Here is a 17,033-nt window from a genome sequence, read left to right as displayed (position 1 = left end):
ATTAACAGAATCGTGAAATTTTGCAAAACAAATGCAATTGGTTAGCATTAAAAAACGTAATAACTCAGTAGAAAGCGGGCTATTTTTGCGCTAAGCCATGCATCTATTTTAAAAACGCACCTTTTTATAAAGGTTTCCCATAAAATACTTTAAATTAAAAATGGCAGATTTTTGCTAAAAAAGTCGACGCCAAAAAAAGCCCTTTGACTGTTATTACAGGCAAAGGGCTTTTTTTTATTTTGGCCAAAATAAAAGCACTTACTGTAAGGCAAGAACCTATAATTTAGGAATTGAAACAGTTACATTAAACTCGCCATTTTCTTCAAGCTTAATGCCCTCATTGGCTATTATATCCTTCTCATCTATACAGATCTTCAACTCGCTACCCTTTGGCGTAACGGTTATGTGGTAAATAGCATCACCATTTTTATAATCAATCTTGAACTGTTTCCAATCACTTGGAATAGATGGATTAATATAAAGCCGGTCGGCCTCTTTACGAATACCCAAAATGGCCTCGGTTGCGGCGCGATAGAACCAACCCGCTGAGCCCGTATACCACGTCCAACCACCCTGCCCGCGCCTTGGCTCAACTGAATAAATATCAGCCGCTATAGCATAAGGCTCAACCTTATAGATTTCAGGCTTTTGGCCATGGCTAATGGGATTGACCATGGAAAATACCTTATAGGCGTCATCGGCTTTACCCATTTTTGCCAATGCCAAAATGCTCCATAAAGCGCCATGAGTATACTGGCCACCATTTTCGCGAACGCCCGGTGGATAGCCTTTAATATAGCCCGGTTCTTGTACTGTTTTATCAAAAGGTGGCCAGAATAGACGGATAAGGCCGCCCTCTTCATCGAGCAGATGCTCAAGCATAGATGCCATAGCTTGTTCTTGGCGATCTGGTGCGGCAACACCTGACAAGACACTCCATGACTGGGCAATGGTGTCAATTTTACATTCATCGCTCAAATGCGAACCAAGCGGTGCGCCATCATCATAAAAACCGCGGCGATACCATTCGCCGTCCCACGCATTATCATGCAAGGCCTTGGTTAATTGTTCAAGATGACCATTCCAAGCATTAACATGGGCTTCATCGCCGCGTGCTTTGGCAAGGGGAATGAATTGTTGCAAAGTGGCACAAAGGAACCAGCCAAGCCAAACGCTTTCGCCCTTGCCTTCAATGCCAACGAGATTCATACCGTCATTCCAGTCGCCACCTAGCATGAGTGGCAAACCATTTTCGCCGGTACGTTTTATCGCTAAATCAAGCGCCAAAGCGCAATGATCATAGAGCGAAACACTTAACCCTGAGCGCTCTGGCGTGAAGTAGGAATCATGCTGGCCTTTGTTTAATAATTCTCCTTCGATAAAGGCGATCTTCTGGTCTAAAATATCGTTATTGCCTGTAACTTTAACATAAAGCGACACGCCATAGCCAAGCCATACTACGTCATCTGAAATAAGCGTGCGTACACCTGATCCAGATTGCGGCAACCACCAATGCTGAACATCACCTTCTTTAAACTGGCGTGATGCGGCATTGATTAATTGCTCACTAGCAAGGTTAGGCTCGAGCAACAGCATGGATAAAGTATCCTGCAGTTGATCGCGGAAACCAAAGGCACCACTTGCTTGATAAAAAGCAGCACGCGCCATAATGCGGCAAGCATAGGCTTGATAAGGCAACCAGTGATTGACCATCATATCAAAAGATGGATCTGGCGTTTTTACCTGTAAAGGTGCGGTAAAATCGCGCCAAAATTGTTTTTGCTTGGCCAATAGATCGGCAAAATTTGATTTTTTTGCTTCATCCAAAACAACTCTAGCCTGATCAATATTATTGCCATTGCCAAGATAAAAAATAACCTCTGTTGTTTCACCGGCAGCGATTTCAATATCAACTGCAAATGCGCTACAAGGATCAAGTCCAGCTTCAACACGATTAGAAAGGTCTTTTGCATCGCGGATAGCTTGCGGATGCTCAATCACTCCCAATGGACCAATAAACTCGTTACGGTCTGCGCTAACACTGCTTGGCTTAATTGAAGCGGCAACAAAGCTTACAAAATCAGCTTTTTCAGTTTGATAAGGATTGCGGACGAATAAAGCACCGCGCGCCTTATCATGAGTTGGTACAATGTAAGGAGCATTTTTAGCGCGTACTGATCCCAAAACCCATTCGGTATAATGATAAAGACGTAGGCGCCTTTTCGTGGTCGAGTTGTTTTTAATCGTCAATCTTGACAATTTTACCGGATTAACCGGGTCAACAATATGGGTTAACTGATAATCCACCTTGTCATGGGTTGACGAGAATTGCGAATAGCCCTGCCCGTGACGCGCTTCATAAACCACATTATGATCGCGTTCCACCGCAGATACTGGTGAGAAACTGCGCAAACTATCACGATCAACAATATAGAGCGCTTCACCGGGGCGATTTGAAACTGGGTCATTCGCCCAGCGCGTTAATTGATAATCGCGGCTATTACCAGCCCAAGTGAAACTTGCGCCTTCGCTTGAAACATGCATGCCAAAATGCTCATTGCTAATGACATTGATCCAAGGATGAGGCGTGGTATTGGCACCAATAAGACGCGTGACATAGCTACCATCACTATCAAAGCCACCATAATTATTCCAGAATTGCAAATCCTTGCCATTGGCAAAGCGCCGATCATCAACCTTACTGATAAGGCCGATAGCTGTTGCCTTTGGTTTTATATTGGCTTCTTTATCAATCAAACTTGTTTCATCGCTAGCATTAGCAATGATGAGGCTATTATGTGGCGTAGATTTACCTAATGCTTTGTCATTACCAACACCATTTGAAAGCTTGCCATTGATTGGATCATTGGCAATGCTTTCCATGCGCTTTAACTGTTCTGCCAAGGTACCATTAGCGGCATGAAGAACAATGCGAGCGCTGCTAAGTAAAGTATCAAAACTTGCATCACTAATTTGGTCGCGGCGAATGGTAAAGATATGAGGCTTTCCATTACTATCATTGGAGCGATTACGGTACCCTTCACACATCCAATCAATAGCGCGCTGTGTGTCTTGAGCATAGGAAAAAGCACGCTCATTTAAAACAACGCAATCAACAATCAAGCCGCGTGTGCGCCAAAATTCATGGGCGCGTAGCAAATTTTGTAAAATGCCAATATCGGTTTCATTGCTAATGCGTAAAACGAAAATTGGATAGTCACCCGATATTGACATTGGCCAAAGGTCAGATTGCTTACCAAGACCGGTTGCAATGCGCTCTGATGGCAGCCAAGGCCGCTCAGGATAGATGAGATAGCCAGCATATTTTTGATAATCAAGCGCTTGCTTTGGTGTAATGCCAACCTGATATAAAGTCACTTGCGAACGCGTCCAAGCCACTGCAAATTCACGCGGGAAGGCATTTGGTTGGCGATAATAAGCAATGTTATTTTCTAGCTTTTCACGATTATCGGCAACAAGTGTCCAAAAGACGAGGTCAATTTTTTTGTGGGCGGGCACGCGAACCTTGCAGCGAATAGCAGCAATGGGGTCAAGCACACAGCCTGATGAACCAACAAATGTCTTATCACGATCAAAAATAGTTGGTCGCCAGACGGTTCTACCACGGCCGATAAAGGCAGCGCGATCTGTTTCAGCTTCCGCCTCACGGATAGCACCTGCCGCATCGGTAACAAAATGGCTTACATAAATATCGCGATCATTGGGGCTACGCTTACGGCGATGGGCAAATATAGTTGCGCCGTCATCCGCAATTTCTGTTTCCACAAACATGCGCGAGAAAACTGGATGGGCTGCGTCAGTATCTGCGGTGGTTAAAACAAGTTCGCCATAAGAGGTAATCTCGATAATGCGATCTTTGCCCGTGGTATTGATAAGCTCAATTCGCCGTCCCTCACCATCGCCCTCAGAAGCAACAATCACTTCAACGGTTGATTTTATGCCATCAACGGTTTTGTGATATTCCGCTTTTTCAGCGGTGAATACACAAAGACAATCTTCCTCGCTGACACGGGTTGGCTCACTGGTTGCCGACCACCACCGGCCAGTTGACACATCGCGCAAGAATAAGAAAGTTCCTTGTTGGTCTTGGGCGCTATCGGCCTCAAAACGGGTCACCATTATATCATTCCAACGGCTATAGCCTGCGCCCTTTGAAGTGAGCATGACATTATAGCTGCCGTTAGATAATAATAAGGTTTCACGCGCTGCCGCCAATGGATCATTGATAATGCGCATTGGTGCATCTTCAAAGCCGCCTGCATCGGAGCGCATGGGATTTGCAGTTTTGGCATGGACAACGGGAATTTCACGCGGTGCTTTTTCTTGCAATAAAAGCTCAGTTGCTTCAATTACCGGATCAGAATGAAAACGCTCGCGCATAATGCCATCAAAAATGACATTGGATATAGCAAGAATAGACATGCCGTGATGGTGGGCATAATAATTATGCACTATTGCACAATGCTTACCCTCAGGTACACGCGCTGGGGTAAAATCAACCGCATCATAAAAGCCATATTGTCCCAAAGCACCAATTTGGCGCAAATTACGCAAATTGCTAACTGCTTCACTTGGGCTATATTGCGCAGCTAATAGGCTTGCATAAGGGGCAATAACCGCATTACGCGATAGGCCGCGTTTAAGGCCAAGACTTGGTACACCAAAGGGACCATATTGATAATTCATCTGCTGGTCGCGCGCATTAAATGCCGCTTCCGATATGCCCCAAGGTAATGAGCGTTCACGCGCATAGCGAATTTGCTCACGCACAACAAGTCGGTTGGTCTGGTCAAGCAGCGAGCCAAGCGGCTCACGCATCACCAAAGGTGGCATCAAATACTCAAACATTGAGCCAGACCAAGATAACAAAGCGCCTTTCCAGCCAACAGGTACAAGCAAACGACCAAGACGGAACCAATGCTCAACCTTAAGATCGCCCTTAGCAATCGCAAATAGGCTTGAAAGCCGTGCTTCTGAAGCTAACAAATCATAGCAGCTTTCATCAAGCTCGTTTTCTTGAACGCGGTAGCCAATGGATAATAAACGGCGTTCCTTGCGTTCAAGGAAATCAAATTTCATATCAAAGGCATATTGACGCGCTTGCTCGGCAAGACGGATTAAGTGTGCCCGCAAGAAATCGCTATCATGGTCGCCGGTTATATCCTGTTCATGGGCGGCGCAAGTGTCTAACAAACGTTCGGCCCAAGCCAAAGCTTGCGCAGAGCGGCTGCTATGCAATTCGCTGTCAAGTTCGCGTACCAATTTTGCAATATCACTTGCCATTAGGCTGATATCATGAATACGGAAGGTTGCGGTTTCCGGCTCATTCAATAATTGGAAAACAGCACGGCGGAAGTTTTGTGTCCGGTCAAAAATACGCGCGCGTAAGGGGCGTAAAACACGCCGATCATTTGGAATTTCCGCCAAGGCTTCCTCAATAATATCATTGACATCATTAAGACCGGCAAAATCGCTTTGTACATAAACGGCAGGCGCTTCCGCCCAAGAACGCAAGGCTGATGATAGGGTGACCAAATGGCCGGCAAGATTGCCCGAATCGACAGTTGAAACATAAAGCGGCAATAATGGACGCAAACTATCGGTTTCATACCAATTATAAAGATGGCCTTGATATTTTTCTAGCTTGCCAAGGGTTTCAAGCGAAAGCTCTAGACGGCGCAAAGTATCACTAAAACTAATCCAACCAAAATCACGGGCTGAAACAATTGCTAGCAAATAAACACCAATATTGGTGGGCGATGTGCGCTTGGCAACAATTGGTTCTGGTTCTTCTTGAAAATTATCAGGAGGAAGGAAGTTATTTTCCTCATCGGCAAATGTTTCATAATACAGCCAAGTGCGCCGTGCAATACGGCGAAGTTCTGCTTTATCGCTGGCATGAAGTTCAAGCGAATCTTGTACTGCAGCCGAGCGGCTAACAATCCAAGCGATAAAGGGTGAAAAAAACCAAACAAGACCAAAAGGAAGGGCAAGTAATGCGGCAGGTGCGGTTAATAAAATTGGCAAGGCAATGGCAAAAAGACCAATAATACTTGCTGGCCACATAAGACCAATATAAGAGATTAAATTATTAGGCCCCGATTTTGTTGCAGCCGATGAACGCCATTCCAATAAATTATGATGAGAAATGCCAAGCCGATAAAGGGTGCGAATTATTGCGTCCACCATATAATAAGCGGTGTGAGCAATAAAGGTAACCCGCAAAGTAGCCTCTGCGGTATTTGATGAAATGCTGGTTAATACCGCCTGTAAATGGCCGCGCATTGAATAATCACGATTAATCGAGATTATGCCGCGCAATACACCCAAGGTTGGCGCAATAAACATGCCAATAAGCAAAAATGCCTGCCATAAAAGTGCCGTTGATAACGGCATTAAACACCAACCAGCAATCGAGGCAGCACACCATAAAAGCGGTGTTAGTGACCTGCGCAAATTGTCCTGCATTTTCCAGCGGGTGATAAGGCTAATACCACGATTTTTAAACAAATAAGGCAAGAGTTGCCAATCGCCACGCACCCAACGGTGATGACGGGCAGCGTCAACTTGATAGGCGGTTGGATAGTCTTCAATTACTTCAACATCGGTAACGAGAGCCGCACGTGCATAGCCACCTTCAAGCAAGTCATGGCTTAGAACGGCATTTTCATCAATGCGGCCATCCATGGCGCGTTCAAAGGCATCAATATCATAAAGCCCCTTACCGGTAAAACTACCCTCGCCTAGCAAATCCTGATAAGTATCAGAAACCGCAAAGACATAAGGGTCAATACCGCGATTTAGCGAAAATACACGTTGCAAGAACGATGCTTCTTCACCGGTGGTGAGCGATGGTGTTACCCGTGGCTGCAAAATACCATAACCGGAAATAACATTATTGGTTTTTGGATCATGAACGGGACGATTGATTGGATGAGATAATTTACCCACCATCAATGTAACTGAATCCGGCGTTAAACGCGTATCGGAATCAAGTGTCATGATATAACGCACATTGCGCGGTAAATTGGGGTCGATGGGAAAAAATGATGTATCTTGATCGCCGCGTAATAAAAGATTAAGCTCGTGCAACTTACCGCGCTTACGCTCCCAGCCCATAAAGCAGCCTTCGCTTTTATTATATAAGCGGCGGCGGTGCAAAATGAAGAATTGCGGTACATTATCACCAAAATAATGGTGGTTTAATTTGGCGATGGCATCGCGAGCATAATCCAGAAGATCAAGATCTTCCTTAGTTTCTTCTTCTTTGGCATCGGGCCAGTCGCTTAACAATACAAAGCCAATTGCGCCATTGGGATTATTTAGATAATGCACTTCAAGATTACGCACCTGCTCATCAACACTATCGCGCGAATTGATCATGGTTGGCACCACTACCAATGTGCGGGCATCTTCAGGAATGCCATCCTTATATTCGTAACCGATAAGGCGGTGGGGCTCCACCGTCCATGAAATGAGCAAATTATAAAGGGCAGAAGCAATATCCATCGATGGAAAAATGGCAAAAGCAGTAAATAGCAGTGCAAAGCTTTGCGGTAGCCCCAAAAGATGCAAACAGCAATAGACAATTGCCAACAAAACAAGAGTAAGGACGGTAACTGGAACAGCAATATTCCAAATGCCAAGTCCCTTGAAAAAACGCATGAATTTATCAGAAAATGTTGGCTGATAATCGCATTTTTTTTCAAGACCACGACGCCCCTCACCGACTAAAAACCAAGCAAGCGAGCGGATAGCAGGATTTGCTTTAAGATTTTCTTCGCTGCGTGTTTCATCGGCAAGTTCTAAGGCCTTACGGGTAACAGTCAATTCATCATTGGGCGAGCGACGAGCAAGCTTTTCAATAATTTTCCGGTAATTATTACGCGAATGAAAATCAACTTGTGAAAAATCACTATTATTACGCAGCAAAAAGTCAACATGGCTGACGCTTTCAAACCATGACGTCCAATCAACGTCATCAATCGCTTTCAAAGACTTTATGACGTTGCCCATGGTCACGCCGCCGGTTGCTTGGCGACTATGCTCATTGGCCATGATTGTTTCACTGTCAATATTTTGTCTGCTTAACTCGTCATCAATCAAGGTTAAGGCTCGGCTACAATCTACCGATGCGCCACGTAAACGGTTAAGCAAATGGGCGGCAAAACTTGTGTCCCCCAAAAATTCGCGATAACCAGCAAAAAGTTCGTTGACATCGTCTTCCTCACCCATGGCAATAATTTTGTCGGCCACTTCATTAGCGTTAAAACGCATTTGGCGGGCTTTTTCGATACGCAAGCAAAGACGGCGAGCATTATCGATGAGTAAAAAGCGGATAGCTGATGGCAAAGCCCATAATTCACCAATACGTAATGGCTCTTTTTCTTGATAGCCCTCGACCATTTCAGTCAAGGTTTCTAGAGAAAAGTTACTATCGGTATGGGCAACATAAAGCCAAGCCATTGCGAAAATACGGGCAATCTTGTCATTATTACCATAGGCTGGCAATTGCTTTAAAAAGCCGCGCGGAAAATCGCGCCGCGTTTGCTGGATAGCTTTATCAATGGTGTAATGATTATCAAGCAGCCATTGCGCTGCCGGTGTTACCGTTTCATTATTACGTGCTGCTGCATCGGTTGCGCGAAAGACATAAAGAATGATTTTGGAATCTTCTGATAGGCGGCCACCGAACACAAAAGGATCATATTCAGGCAAGGAAATAGGCTCATGTCCTGCCATTTCATTGGCAAGCTCGCGCAATTGACTAGCAGATTTATAAACCGCACGGATAGGGCGGGCTGCTAATTTTTGGCTTTGCCAATTATCTTGTCCGAAATGAAACCAATTGCCCGATACAATGTTTTTTACCATAAATCACTATCCTTATGCCCAAAAAGGCGATTAAGACCGTATTTTTAACCTTTACAAGCGCCTATCCATTTGCGGTGCTCAAAAGACATATTCTGAAGTATTTTCCATTTAGTTTAAAATGAAAAAACACCTAACATATTGTTTATATTTTTTTAAGAAAACACTTATTAACTAATCAGTACCATTATCAGCAAACCAAATACTGCAATTAAAAACATAGCCATTGCAACATGGTGAAGATGTAAAAAAATTGCGTTCAACCAACTTACGCTCTCCCTTGTGTTTGTTTTATAATCTAAAATAAAGCGCATGGAGTGCCTTCGTTATAATAGCTGTAAAACCTATCAATTCAAAGAATAATATTTCATAAACGCCCAATTAGCTTAACCAATTCTGTATAGAACCTTCTATCCTGTCCATTCTGAATTATTTGCAAATTTCAATTTTGGCAATCGATTTTATCCCTTATAAAAATATTAAAAATCAATAATATAATTATTGTAAGCCTACAAAAACTAACGTGCCTAACAATGAGATGCAATCAGCAACTTTAGCATTTGGTTCTTACAATAATTACAAACAGAATATGGAAATATTTTTAAAATTTACCAAATCATCCAACACGTTTTTTTTCACTATGTAATGATTACAATTTACACAGCAGCGAGCTTTCATAGATTTTTAGAATAAATCTACTCCCCTAACCGATTTTATGAAACATCATCATAAATTGGATAAAATGTTGCTCTTGTCCAAGGGGTAAAACCTAGTAGCATTTTTTGATCATAAGACTTTGATAAAATTGAAAAATAATTATAGCGACCATATGCAATATGTGGAGAAGATAGGTCTTAAACGCAAGAAATATAAAATTTTTACTTGGAACGACAAAATTATCGATAAAATTTTCCTGTTCCATTTCAATAAACAAGTCCTGACCCTAGCCACTTTTATTATGGCCTATAGAAAGAATAAATTGCAGCAGGCAGCGCCGATATCTAATAATGAGCGGACTATACCGACAAAAAGCCTTTAATTTAAGTATGTAGGATAAGCCGTTTTACACCTTAAAAAACGGCTTATCTTTATTCAAGCGATTTATTGTGGCTGATTGTCTTCTCTATTGCCTAATGGCAATTCTGGAAGGAAGTCCTCAATATCTAGTTGTACTTCACTTTCACCGATTTGCTCACGCACTTCAATCATTTCAAAATAGCTTTCCGCAGCAAGATAGGGATTGCGCTCGCCCTTTTCTGTCGATGGCGACCAGAAAAGCTGCACTGGCGTTGCCGCATTGCGCAATACTGCACGTACTGGTATTTCAGCTGCTTCACCAAGTTCTAAAGCTTGTTCAAATTTTTCGAGCTTTGCTTCACCCTCAATATGAAGGGCAATAAAATGTGCCTCGATCAATAGCGGTAAAGTAAGTGTAAGGCGCGGTTCTTCCGCCCCTCTTGCGTGAATTGGCACAACGAGGGCGCGCGATTGTGGATCGATTGCTTGCTTTAAGCGGTCGCCGCCTGGGAAAAATGACGCGGTATGGCCATCAAGCCCCATGCCTAGAATAACCACATCAAAAGGGCGAGGAATATTATTAATGCGGCTTGCCGCAGAAAAAGCAGCCAGTTCTGCGGTAGTTGAGCGCATATAAAGCCCGATAAAACGCGCTCTTTCTGCATAATTTTTCAATAAATGTTGGCGCACAAGCCGTTCATTGGAACGAAGATGATCAGGCGCTACAAAACGCTCATCAACCAAGGTTATGGTAACCTTATCCCAAGCAATATCAATCTGTGATAAATAGTTGAAAAACAACTTTGGTGTTTCTCCGCCAGAAACAGCAAGAGTTGCTTGGTTGCGTTCATTAATCGCCAAACTAAGCTCGGTTGCAACACGGTCGGCAAGCGAACGGGCAAGATCTTCTGGTCGATCAAAAGTATGGCGATCTATATGTAATGCAATCATAAAAAGGGCCTCAATCCATATCATTCCACGTGCGACCATCGCGCTCGATCAAAGCGATCGAGCCAGACGGCCCCCACGTACCTGCTGTATAACCTTGGGCAGGTTGTTTTGTTTCATTCCATCCATCAAGAATTGGGTCAACCCATTTCCATGCCGCTTCAACTTCATCGCGGCGCATGAATAAAGTTTGGTTGCCGCGCATAACATCCATCAACAGCCGCTCATAGGCATCAGGATTACGCCCTGCAAAGGAGTTGGCAAAGCTCATATCAAGCGGAATTTGTCTTAAACGCATACCGCCCGGGCCGGGGTCTTTCAACATCATAAATTGCTTGACACCTTCATCAGGCTGCAATCGTATAACCAAACGATTAGCCATCACAGGGCCTGCATCTTCGCCAAAAATAGAATAGGGAATAGGCTTAAAAGTAACAACAATTTCAGACACCCGCTTGGTCATGCGCTTGCCGGTGCGCAAATAAAAAGGTGTGCCTGCCCAGCGCCAATTATCAATATCGACCCGCAAAGCAACGAAAGTCTCGGTATTGCTTTTATCACTGCCAAGATCCTCAAAATAAGACGCCGCACGTCCGCTTTCCGATGCACCAGCCATATATTGACCACGCACCGTAGCTGTTTGCACATTATTGGCATTGACTGTACGTAGTGCCCGCAAAACCTTTAGCTTTTCATCGCGCACAGCATCGGCACTATTGATAAAGGGGGGCTCCATCGCAACAAGGCATAATAATTGTAGCATGTGGTTTTGTACCATATCACGCAAAGCGCCAGCTTTATCATAATAGCCTGCCCGTCCCTCAAGCCCGACCGATTCCGCAACGGTGATTTGCACATGGTCAATATGGTTAGAATTCCATAATGGTTCATAAAGTGCATTGGCAAAGCGCAAAGCCATCAAATTTTGTACGGTTTCCTTGCCAAGATAATGATCTATTCTGAAAATTTGGTTTTCTTGGAAAACTTGACCGATTGCATCATTAAGCTCGCGCGCTGTTTCAAGATTTTTACCAATTGGCTTTTCAACAATGATGCGCGTATCCTTGGTAACAAGGCCATTTTGTCCAAGCCGTACTGCAATATCACCAAATAGAGCAGGGCCAACCGCCAAATAAAAGGCGCGGACATCAACCGGTGCTTCCTCGATTTTTTTCTTCAAATCGCCCCAACCTTTATCGCTCGTTGCATCAACGGCTACATAGGAAAGGCGTTTTAAAAACTTTTCAATCTCTTCGTCATTAATATCATCTTTTGCAACATGCTTATGAAGGGCAATAGCCGCAAATTGCCGGTATTCCTCATCGCTCATCGGGCTACGCGAGGCACCGATAATACGCACAGGTTCTGATAACTGGCCAACAAGTTGGCGGTGATAAAGTGCGGGAATTAGTTTACGCTCAGCAAGATCGCCAGCGCCGCCAAATACAATACAATCAAACGGAGGAATTGAAATACTATCATGGGCCATGAAGAATACCTTATCCTGATTGGTTAACCAGTTGTTGAAGTGGCTCTATTTATTACAAATAGAAAATCCTATATTTATTCTATAAACCCCTTATGGTTAAAAAGGTTCATATATTTAATGCGGTTTTTTTGTATATTTATTCAACGTAATCCGTAACACACAAGCAGAAAAACAAGTCAAACTATATGACATGACTGCTTCGCAATTATTGGTATATTAATCACATTGCTCCATAAAGAAAATAGTTTATCTAACTGTTTAACGCGATATACAATTATTATTCGATATCCTAAAACTAATTTAAATGTCCATCTTATTTTGACGGATATCATTTTCCGTTAACCAATTTACGGCAAACTCTTACCATAATTTGCATGGGATAGGTTGGCGTTTCCAACCTTTTATAAGGGGAAAACTTTGTCAAAAGATTATGATATCAACAACCAATTATCGTTAAAAGGCAAAACGGCATTAATTACTGGGGCAGGGGCCGGCTTTGGTGCCGCAATAGCCCAAAAATTAGCGCTAGCGGGTGCCAATGTGGTACTTGCCGATATTAATTTGAAAAAAGCAGATACTATCGCCAAGCATATTGTGACTGATATTGGCAAAACGCAAGAAAATACCGCCATTGCAGTTCAAGCTGATGTAACCCGTGAAGGTGATATAGATCATATGGTTACAAAGGCGCTGCAGCATTTCAAAAAAATTGATATTTTCATTGCCAATGCCGGCTTTGCCCATCCGCAAGCCGATGTAACAGATGTTGACGAGCCTACTTTTGATCTTATACTCGCTGTCAATATTAAATCCCTTTATTATGCTGTAAAAGCTCTTGTCCCGCATATGAAAGAAAATGGCGGCGGCTCCATCATTACACTAGGTGCCACCATGGCAGAACGACCACAATCTGGCTTCAGCTGGTTTGGTGCCGCAAAGGGCTGGGTAATGAGCGCAACACGTGCTTTAGCACTTGAGCTCGCACACGACAATATTCGTGTCAATTGCGTATGTCCAGCCCAGTCGGATACCGCAACTTTTGACGTTTTCTATGGTAGCCTTGCCGAAAAAAAACGTCAGGAATTGATCAACTCAATTCCACTTGGCCGCCTATCTAACCCTCAAGACGTTGCCAATGCTGCCCTTTGGCTTGCAAGTGAGCAATCATCCTTTACAACAGGCGCTATAATACCCGTTGACGGCGGCTATAATCTTTAGATGGGCAATCATTTTTGGCTATTAAGTTGCAAATAGTTGTTTTGAGCACTTTACCTTGGCAATCACATTCATGGATGCCATTTTTAATAAGCTTTAAACGTCATAACCTATTTTTGATAGCCATCAAACATTCTTTAAAATGTCACTTAATGTTCATGAAACAGAAACAATCCGTTGTATTTTAATAGGCTTCCCCATTAAGTCTTTCCGATATATTCCTTATGACAGATAAAGAAAAATTAAATTAAAACAACAAATAAGGAATAGCACCATGAAATTATCAGCTTTGACATTAGTCGTAATTTTGGCAACAAGCTCTGTGGCATTGGCAGAGAATAATCGCAGTTTTTTTGGTGATGGTTCACCTGAAAATTCTTATATTTCTGGACAAGGTGCATCGGCAAATATCAATAATAAAAGCAATTTGCCAGCCAGCTTTAATGGACGTGATGCGTTTGGAGATGGCTCGCCTGAAAACGGCTACACAATCAATATCCAGAACCGGTCCAACACCCCATCAAATTTTTCATTCAATGATGAAGGAAGAAATGGTTTTGGCGATGGCTCACCACTTAACTAATAGCTTTACGCTCTAAAAGCATAATTTTTGCCTCTTTGAAAAACCGCTGTATGGCTCGTCCGTCAGCGGTTTTTGCTTGAGCTATACAATTAAAGCACGGCATAGAAGAAAAAAGACAATTTAGTCATGATACCAATAATCTGCCAATGAGGACTGCCAACGAAATTGATACAATATGTCGATATTAATCTGTCTTCTGATCTAAAATATATTGGCTAAATTCTTAGCTATAAGAAAAAAATATTTTAAATCAAAATCAAGGATTATTATCATGAAATTATCAATTTTCACATTAGTAACAATTTTAGCAACAACCTCTGCATCATTTGCTTAAAACGGCCGTATATTCTTTAGCGATGGATCGTTAGAAAATAACTATGTTGCGCATATCGCTACAACTGATCATAGCCAAAACAATCTGTCCTTCGATAATGGCGCGCGAACTGTCTTTGGTGATGGCTCTCCTGAAAATCATTATACAACACGCTCTCATTCTTCTGCTCAAGGCATATTAGTTAGTGCTTTTGGTGATTATAGTAGAAATGGCTTTGGCGATGGTTCGCCGCGCAATGACCAATAAGGCTGAAAGATTATTGAAGTTAAGTGAAACGGACAAGCTTAAACAAGTTAAAACCGCAATAACCATCATGGATATTGCGGTTTAATCATGATTATGATGCTCGACATTATAAATGCCAGTGCAATTTGATAGCTAAATGTGAATTTTTTAATTCAAGCTGTTTTTGTAAAATTCCCCGTTGCAGATGCAAAAAAACGGGGAATATAAATAATATTAGTCAAACAGACTGGAAACCGATTGTTCGGCCGCGGTGCGTGAAATAGCTTCGCCCAATAGGCTAGCAATAGAAATGACGCGAATATTGCCGGTTTGTTCAATAGCAGTGGTGGGCTGAATAGAATCAGTAATCACCAATTCTTTCAACTTAGATGCACCAATACGAGCTGCTGCGCCACTTGAAAGCACACCATGGGTAATATAGGCAGTAACGCTAGTTGCACCTTTTTGTAACAAGGCCTCTGCTGCATTACAAAGTGTACCACCAGAATCGACAATATCATCAAGCATCAAGCAGTTTTTACCCGCAACATCACCAATAACATTCATCACTTCTGATTCGCCTGGACGTTCGCGGCGTTTATCAACAATAGCAAGCTGGGCATCAATGCGTTTAGCAAGAGAACGGGCGCGTACAACACCGCCAACATCAGGCGATACGACCATTACATTGTCGGTTGTATAATTGGCTTTAACATCACGAGCTATAACAGGAACCGCATAAAGATTATCGGTTGGAATATCAAAAAAGCCTTGAATTTGGCCCGCATGGAGATCCAACGTCAAAACGCGGTGCGCACCTGCTTCAGTAATGAGATTAGCAACCAATTTTGCAGAAATAGGCGTGCGCGGCCCAGGCTTTCTATCTTGGCGAGCATAGCCAAAATAAGGAATAACTGCGGTGATCCGCCGAGCTGAAGACCGGCGTAACGCATCAATCATGATCAACAGTTCCATTAAATGGTCATTTGCGGGGTAAGACGTGGATTGCAAAACAAATACGTCTTTACCACGAACATTTTCATGAATTTCTACGAAAACTTCTTGATCGGCAAAACGGCGCACTGTCGCAGAACCTAAAGGGATATTGAGGTATTTCGCAATATCCGCAGCTAAACGTGGATTTGCATTTCCGCAGAAAAGTTTCATTTGTCCATCCTCTGGCACTGTTGCTTTGCCTAAAGAGCTTTTTTTAAAAAGTAATGCCATTTTTTTACATTATTCTTCTAACGACTGCGAAAAATAATGCCTATTTCCAATTAATGGTAAAAACGATTTTGGTAAAACTTATTTTCAGGTGATGAAGAGTGAAATTAGTCATTTACCATACATGTTACAAATAAAGTGCTAGTATAGCAAACCCTATATCACGCAACATGCAAAACCGCATATTCCATCGCATAGTCCTATGGCTGTTGATGACTGTTTTTAATATAATTCCAATAAAGGCGTTTTAACGTTCTGAGGATAAAATGCAATAAGACATTTTACATTCAACAGCATTTTAGCAAAAAATTTATAAATGTGGTAAATATGCCAAGCAAGATAATAAACAAGTCTCATAATGAAACAATTAAGTCTATTGCATTGTGTTAGGGTTTCAAACACATCTTGTTTTAAACACTAAAATATCTTTACAATCATATTCAATATGATTGGGAGGGAGGTAAATAAAAAAACGTTGACTTTATTTGACTTCATTGTACGTAAGGCCAGTAAAACCCGCGATTTAAGAGCTTATAAGTCAACCTCATAATAACTAAAAATATTGTTCATTTCAGCAAATGATTTTTTTAAAATTATTTGCGTTTGCGACCATAAAGTTCAAAACGATGATGAATAATATCATAGCCAAGTTCACGAGCAATTTCCTCTTGCAATTTTTCAATTAAGTCAGAGCGAAATTCGATAATCTCATTGCTGTCAATATCAATAAGGTGATCGTGATGCTGACCTCCTGCTTGCTCAAAACGTGATGGGCCACCTTCAAAACTAAGACGATGGATAGCACCGCATTCTTCCAAAACCTTCATGGTGCGATAGATGGTGGATAGCGAAATTGTATTATCAATAGCATTGATTTTATTAAAAATTTCAAAGGCATTAGGATGATCATCGGTGCTTAATAGGAAATCAAGGATGATGCGCCTTTGACGCGTGATGCGTAAACCAGCTTCGCGCAATGCCATTTCATAGCGTGATTTTTGATCCATAGCTGCCTTTGTCATCACCTGCTTACCGTTTTCCCATGCTAAATTAAAGTTTGCCTTACACTTTGCCAATATATTTATTTTATTATAAACCTGCGATCA

Annotated in this window: 8 protein-coding genes; 3 read left to right on the top strand and 5 right to left on the bottom strand. The window is 42.4% G+C overall.

Annotated features, from left to right (window positions below):
- Positions 1-276: 276 nt before the first annotated feature.
- The 3 genes from H3299_RS13695 to zwf all read right to left on the bottom strand — a co-directional run bounded on the left by H3299_RS13695 (position 277) and on the right by zwf (position 12,346).
- Positions 277-8,895 (bottom strand): GH36-type glycosyl hydrolase domain-containing protein, encoded by an 8,619-nt coding sequence (locus tag H3299_RS13695; RefSeq protein ID WP_182418185.1) that lies wholly within the window; start codon positions 8,893-8,895, stop codon positions 277-279.
- Positions 8,896-9,993: 1,098 nt separating this feature from the next.
- Positions 9,994-10,860 (bottom strand): 6-phosphogluconolactonase, encoded by an 867-nt coding sequence (pgl, locus tag H3299_RS13690; RefSeq protein WP_182418184.1) that lies wholly within the window; start codon positions 10,858-10,860, stop codon positions 9,994-9,996.
- A 10-nt stretch (positions 10,861-10,870) separates the two neighbouring features.
- On the bottom strand, positions 10,871-12,346 hold the full coding sequence (zwf, locus tag H3299_RS13685) for a glucose-6-phosphate dehydrogenase (protein WP_182418183.1): 1,476 nt from the start codon (positions 12,344-12,346) through the stop codon (positions 10,871-10,873).
- A gap of 417 nt (positions 12,347-12,763) precedes the next feature.
- On the opposite strand from zwf, the gene H3299_RS13680 reads away from it, so the two are divergent.
- The 3 genes from H3299_RS13680 to H3299_RS13670 all read left to right on the top strand — a co-directional run bounded on the left by H3299_RS13680 (position 12,764) and on the right by H3299_RS13670 (position 14,809).
- Positions 12,764-13,564, top strand: coding sequence for a glucose 1-dehydrogenase (locus tag H3299_RS13680; protein WP_246708084.1), 801 nt, complete (start codon positions 12,764-12,766; stop codon positions 13,562-13,564).
- Positions 13,565-13,835: 271 nt separating this feature from the next.
- On the top strand, positions 13,836-14,144 hold the full coding sequence (locus H3299_RS13675; RefSeq protein WP_182418182.1) for a hypothetical protein: 309 nt from the start codon (positions 13,836-13,838) through the stop codon (positions 14,142-14,144).
- Positions 14,145-14,662: 518 nt separating this feature from the next.
- Entirely contained in the window at positions 14,663-14,809 is a 147-nt protein-coding gene (locus tag H3299_RS13670) for a hypothetical protein (RefSeq protein WP_182418181.1), read from the top strand.
- 128 nt (positions 14,810-14,937) lie between these two features.
- Here H3299_RS13670 and H3299_RS13665 read toward each other — a convergent pair whose 3' ends face one another.
- Positions 14,938-15,870, bottom strand: a complete 933-nt coding sequence (locus H3299_RS13665) for a ribose-phosphate pyrophosphokinase (RefSeq protein ID WP_182418180.1) — start codon at positions 15,868-15,870, stop codon at positions 14,938-14,940.
- Positions 15,871-16,520: 650 nt separating this feature from the next.
- Positions 16,521-16,934 (bottom strand): Fur family transcriptional regulator, encoded by a 414-nt coding sequence (locus H3299_RS13660; RefSeq protein WP_182419781.1) that lies wholly within the window; start codon positions 16,932-16,934, stop codon positions 16,521-16,523.
- Positions 16,935-17,033: the final 99 nt, after the last annotated feature.

The sequence above is a fragment of the Bartonella sp. HY038 genome (assembly GCF_014117425.1).
Taxonomy (GTDB): domain Bacteria; phylum Pseudomonadota; class Alphaproteobacteria; order Rhizobiales; family Rhizobiaceae; genus HY038.
This window is presented reverse-complemented; position numbering and strand designations above follow the sequence as displayed.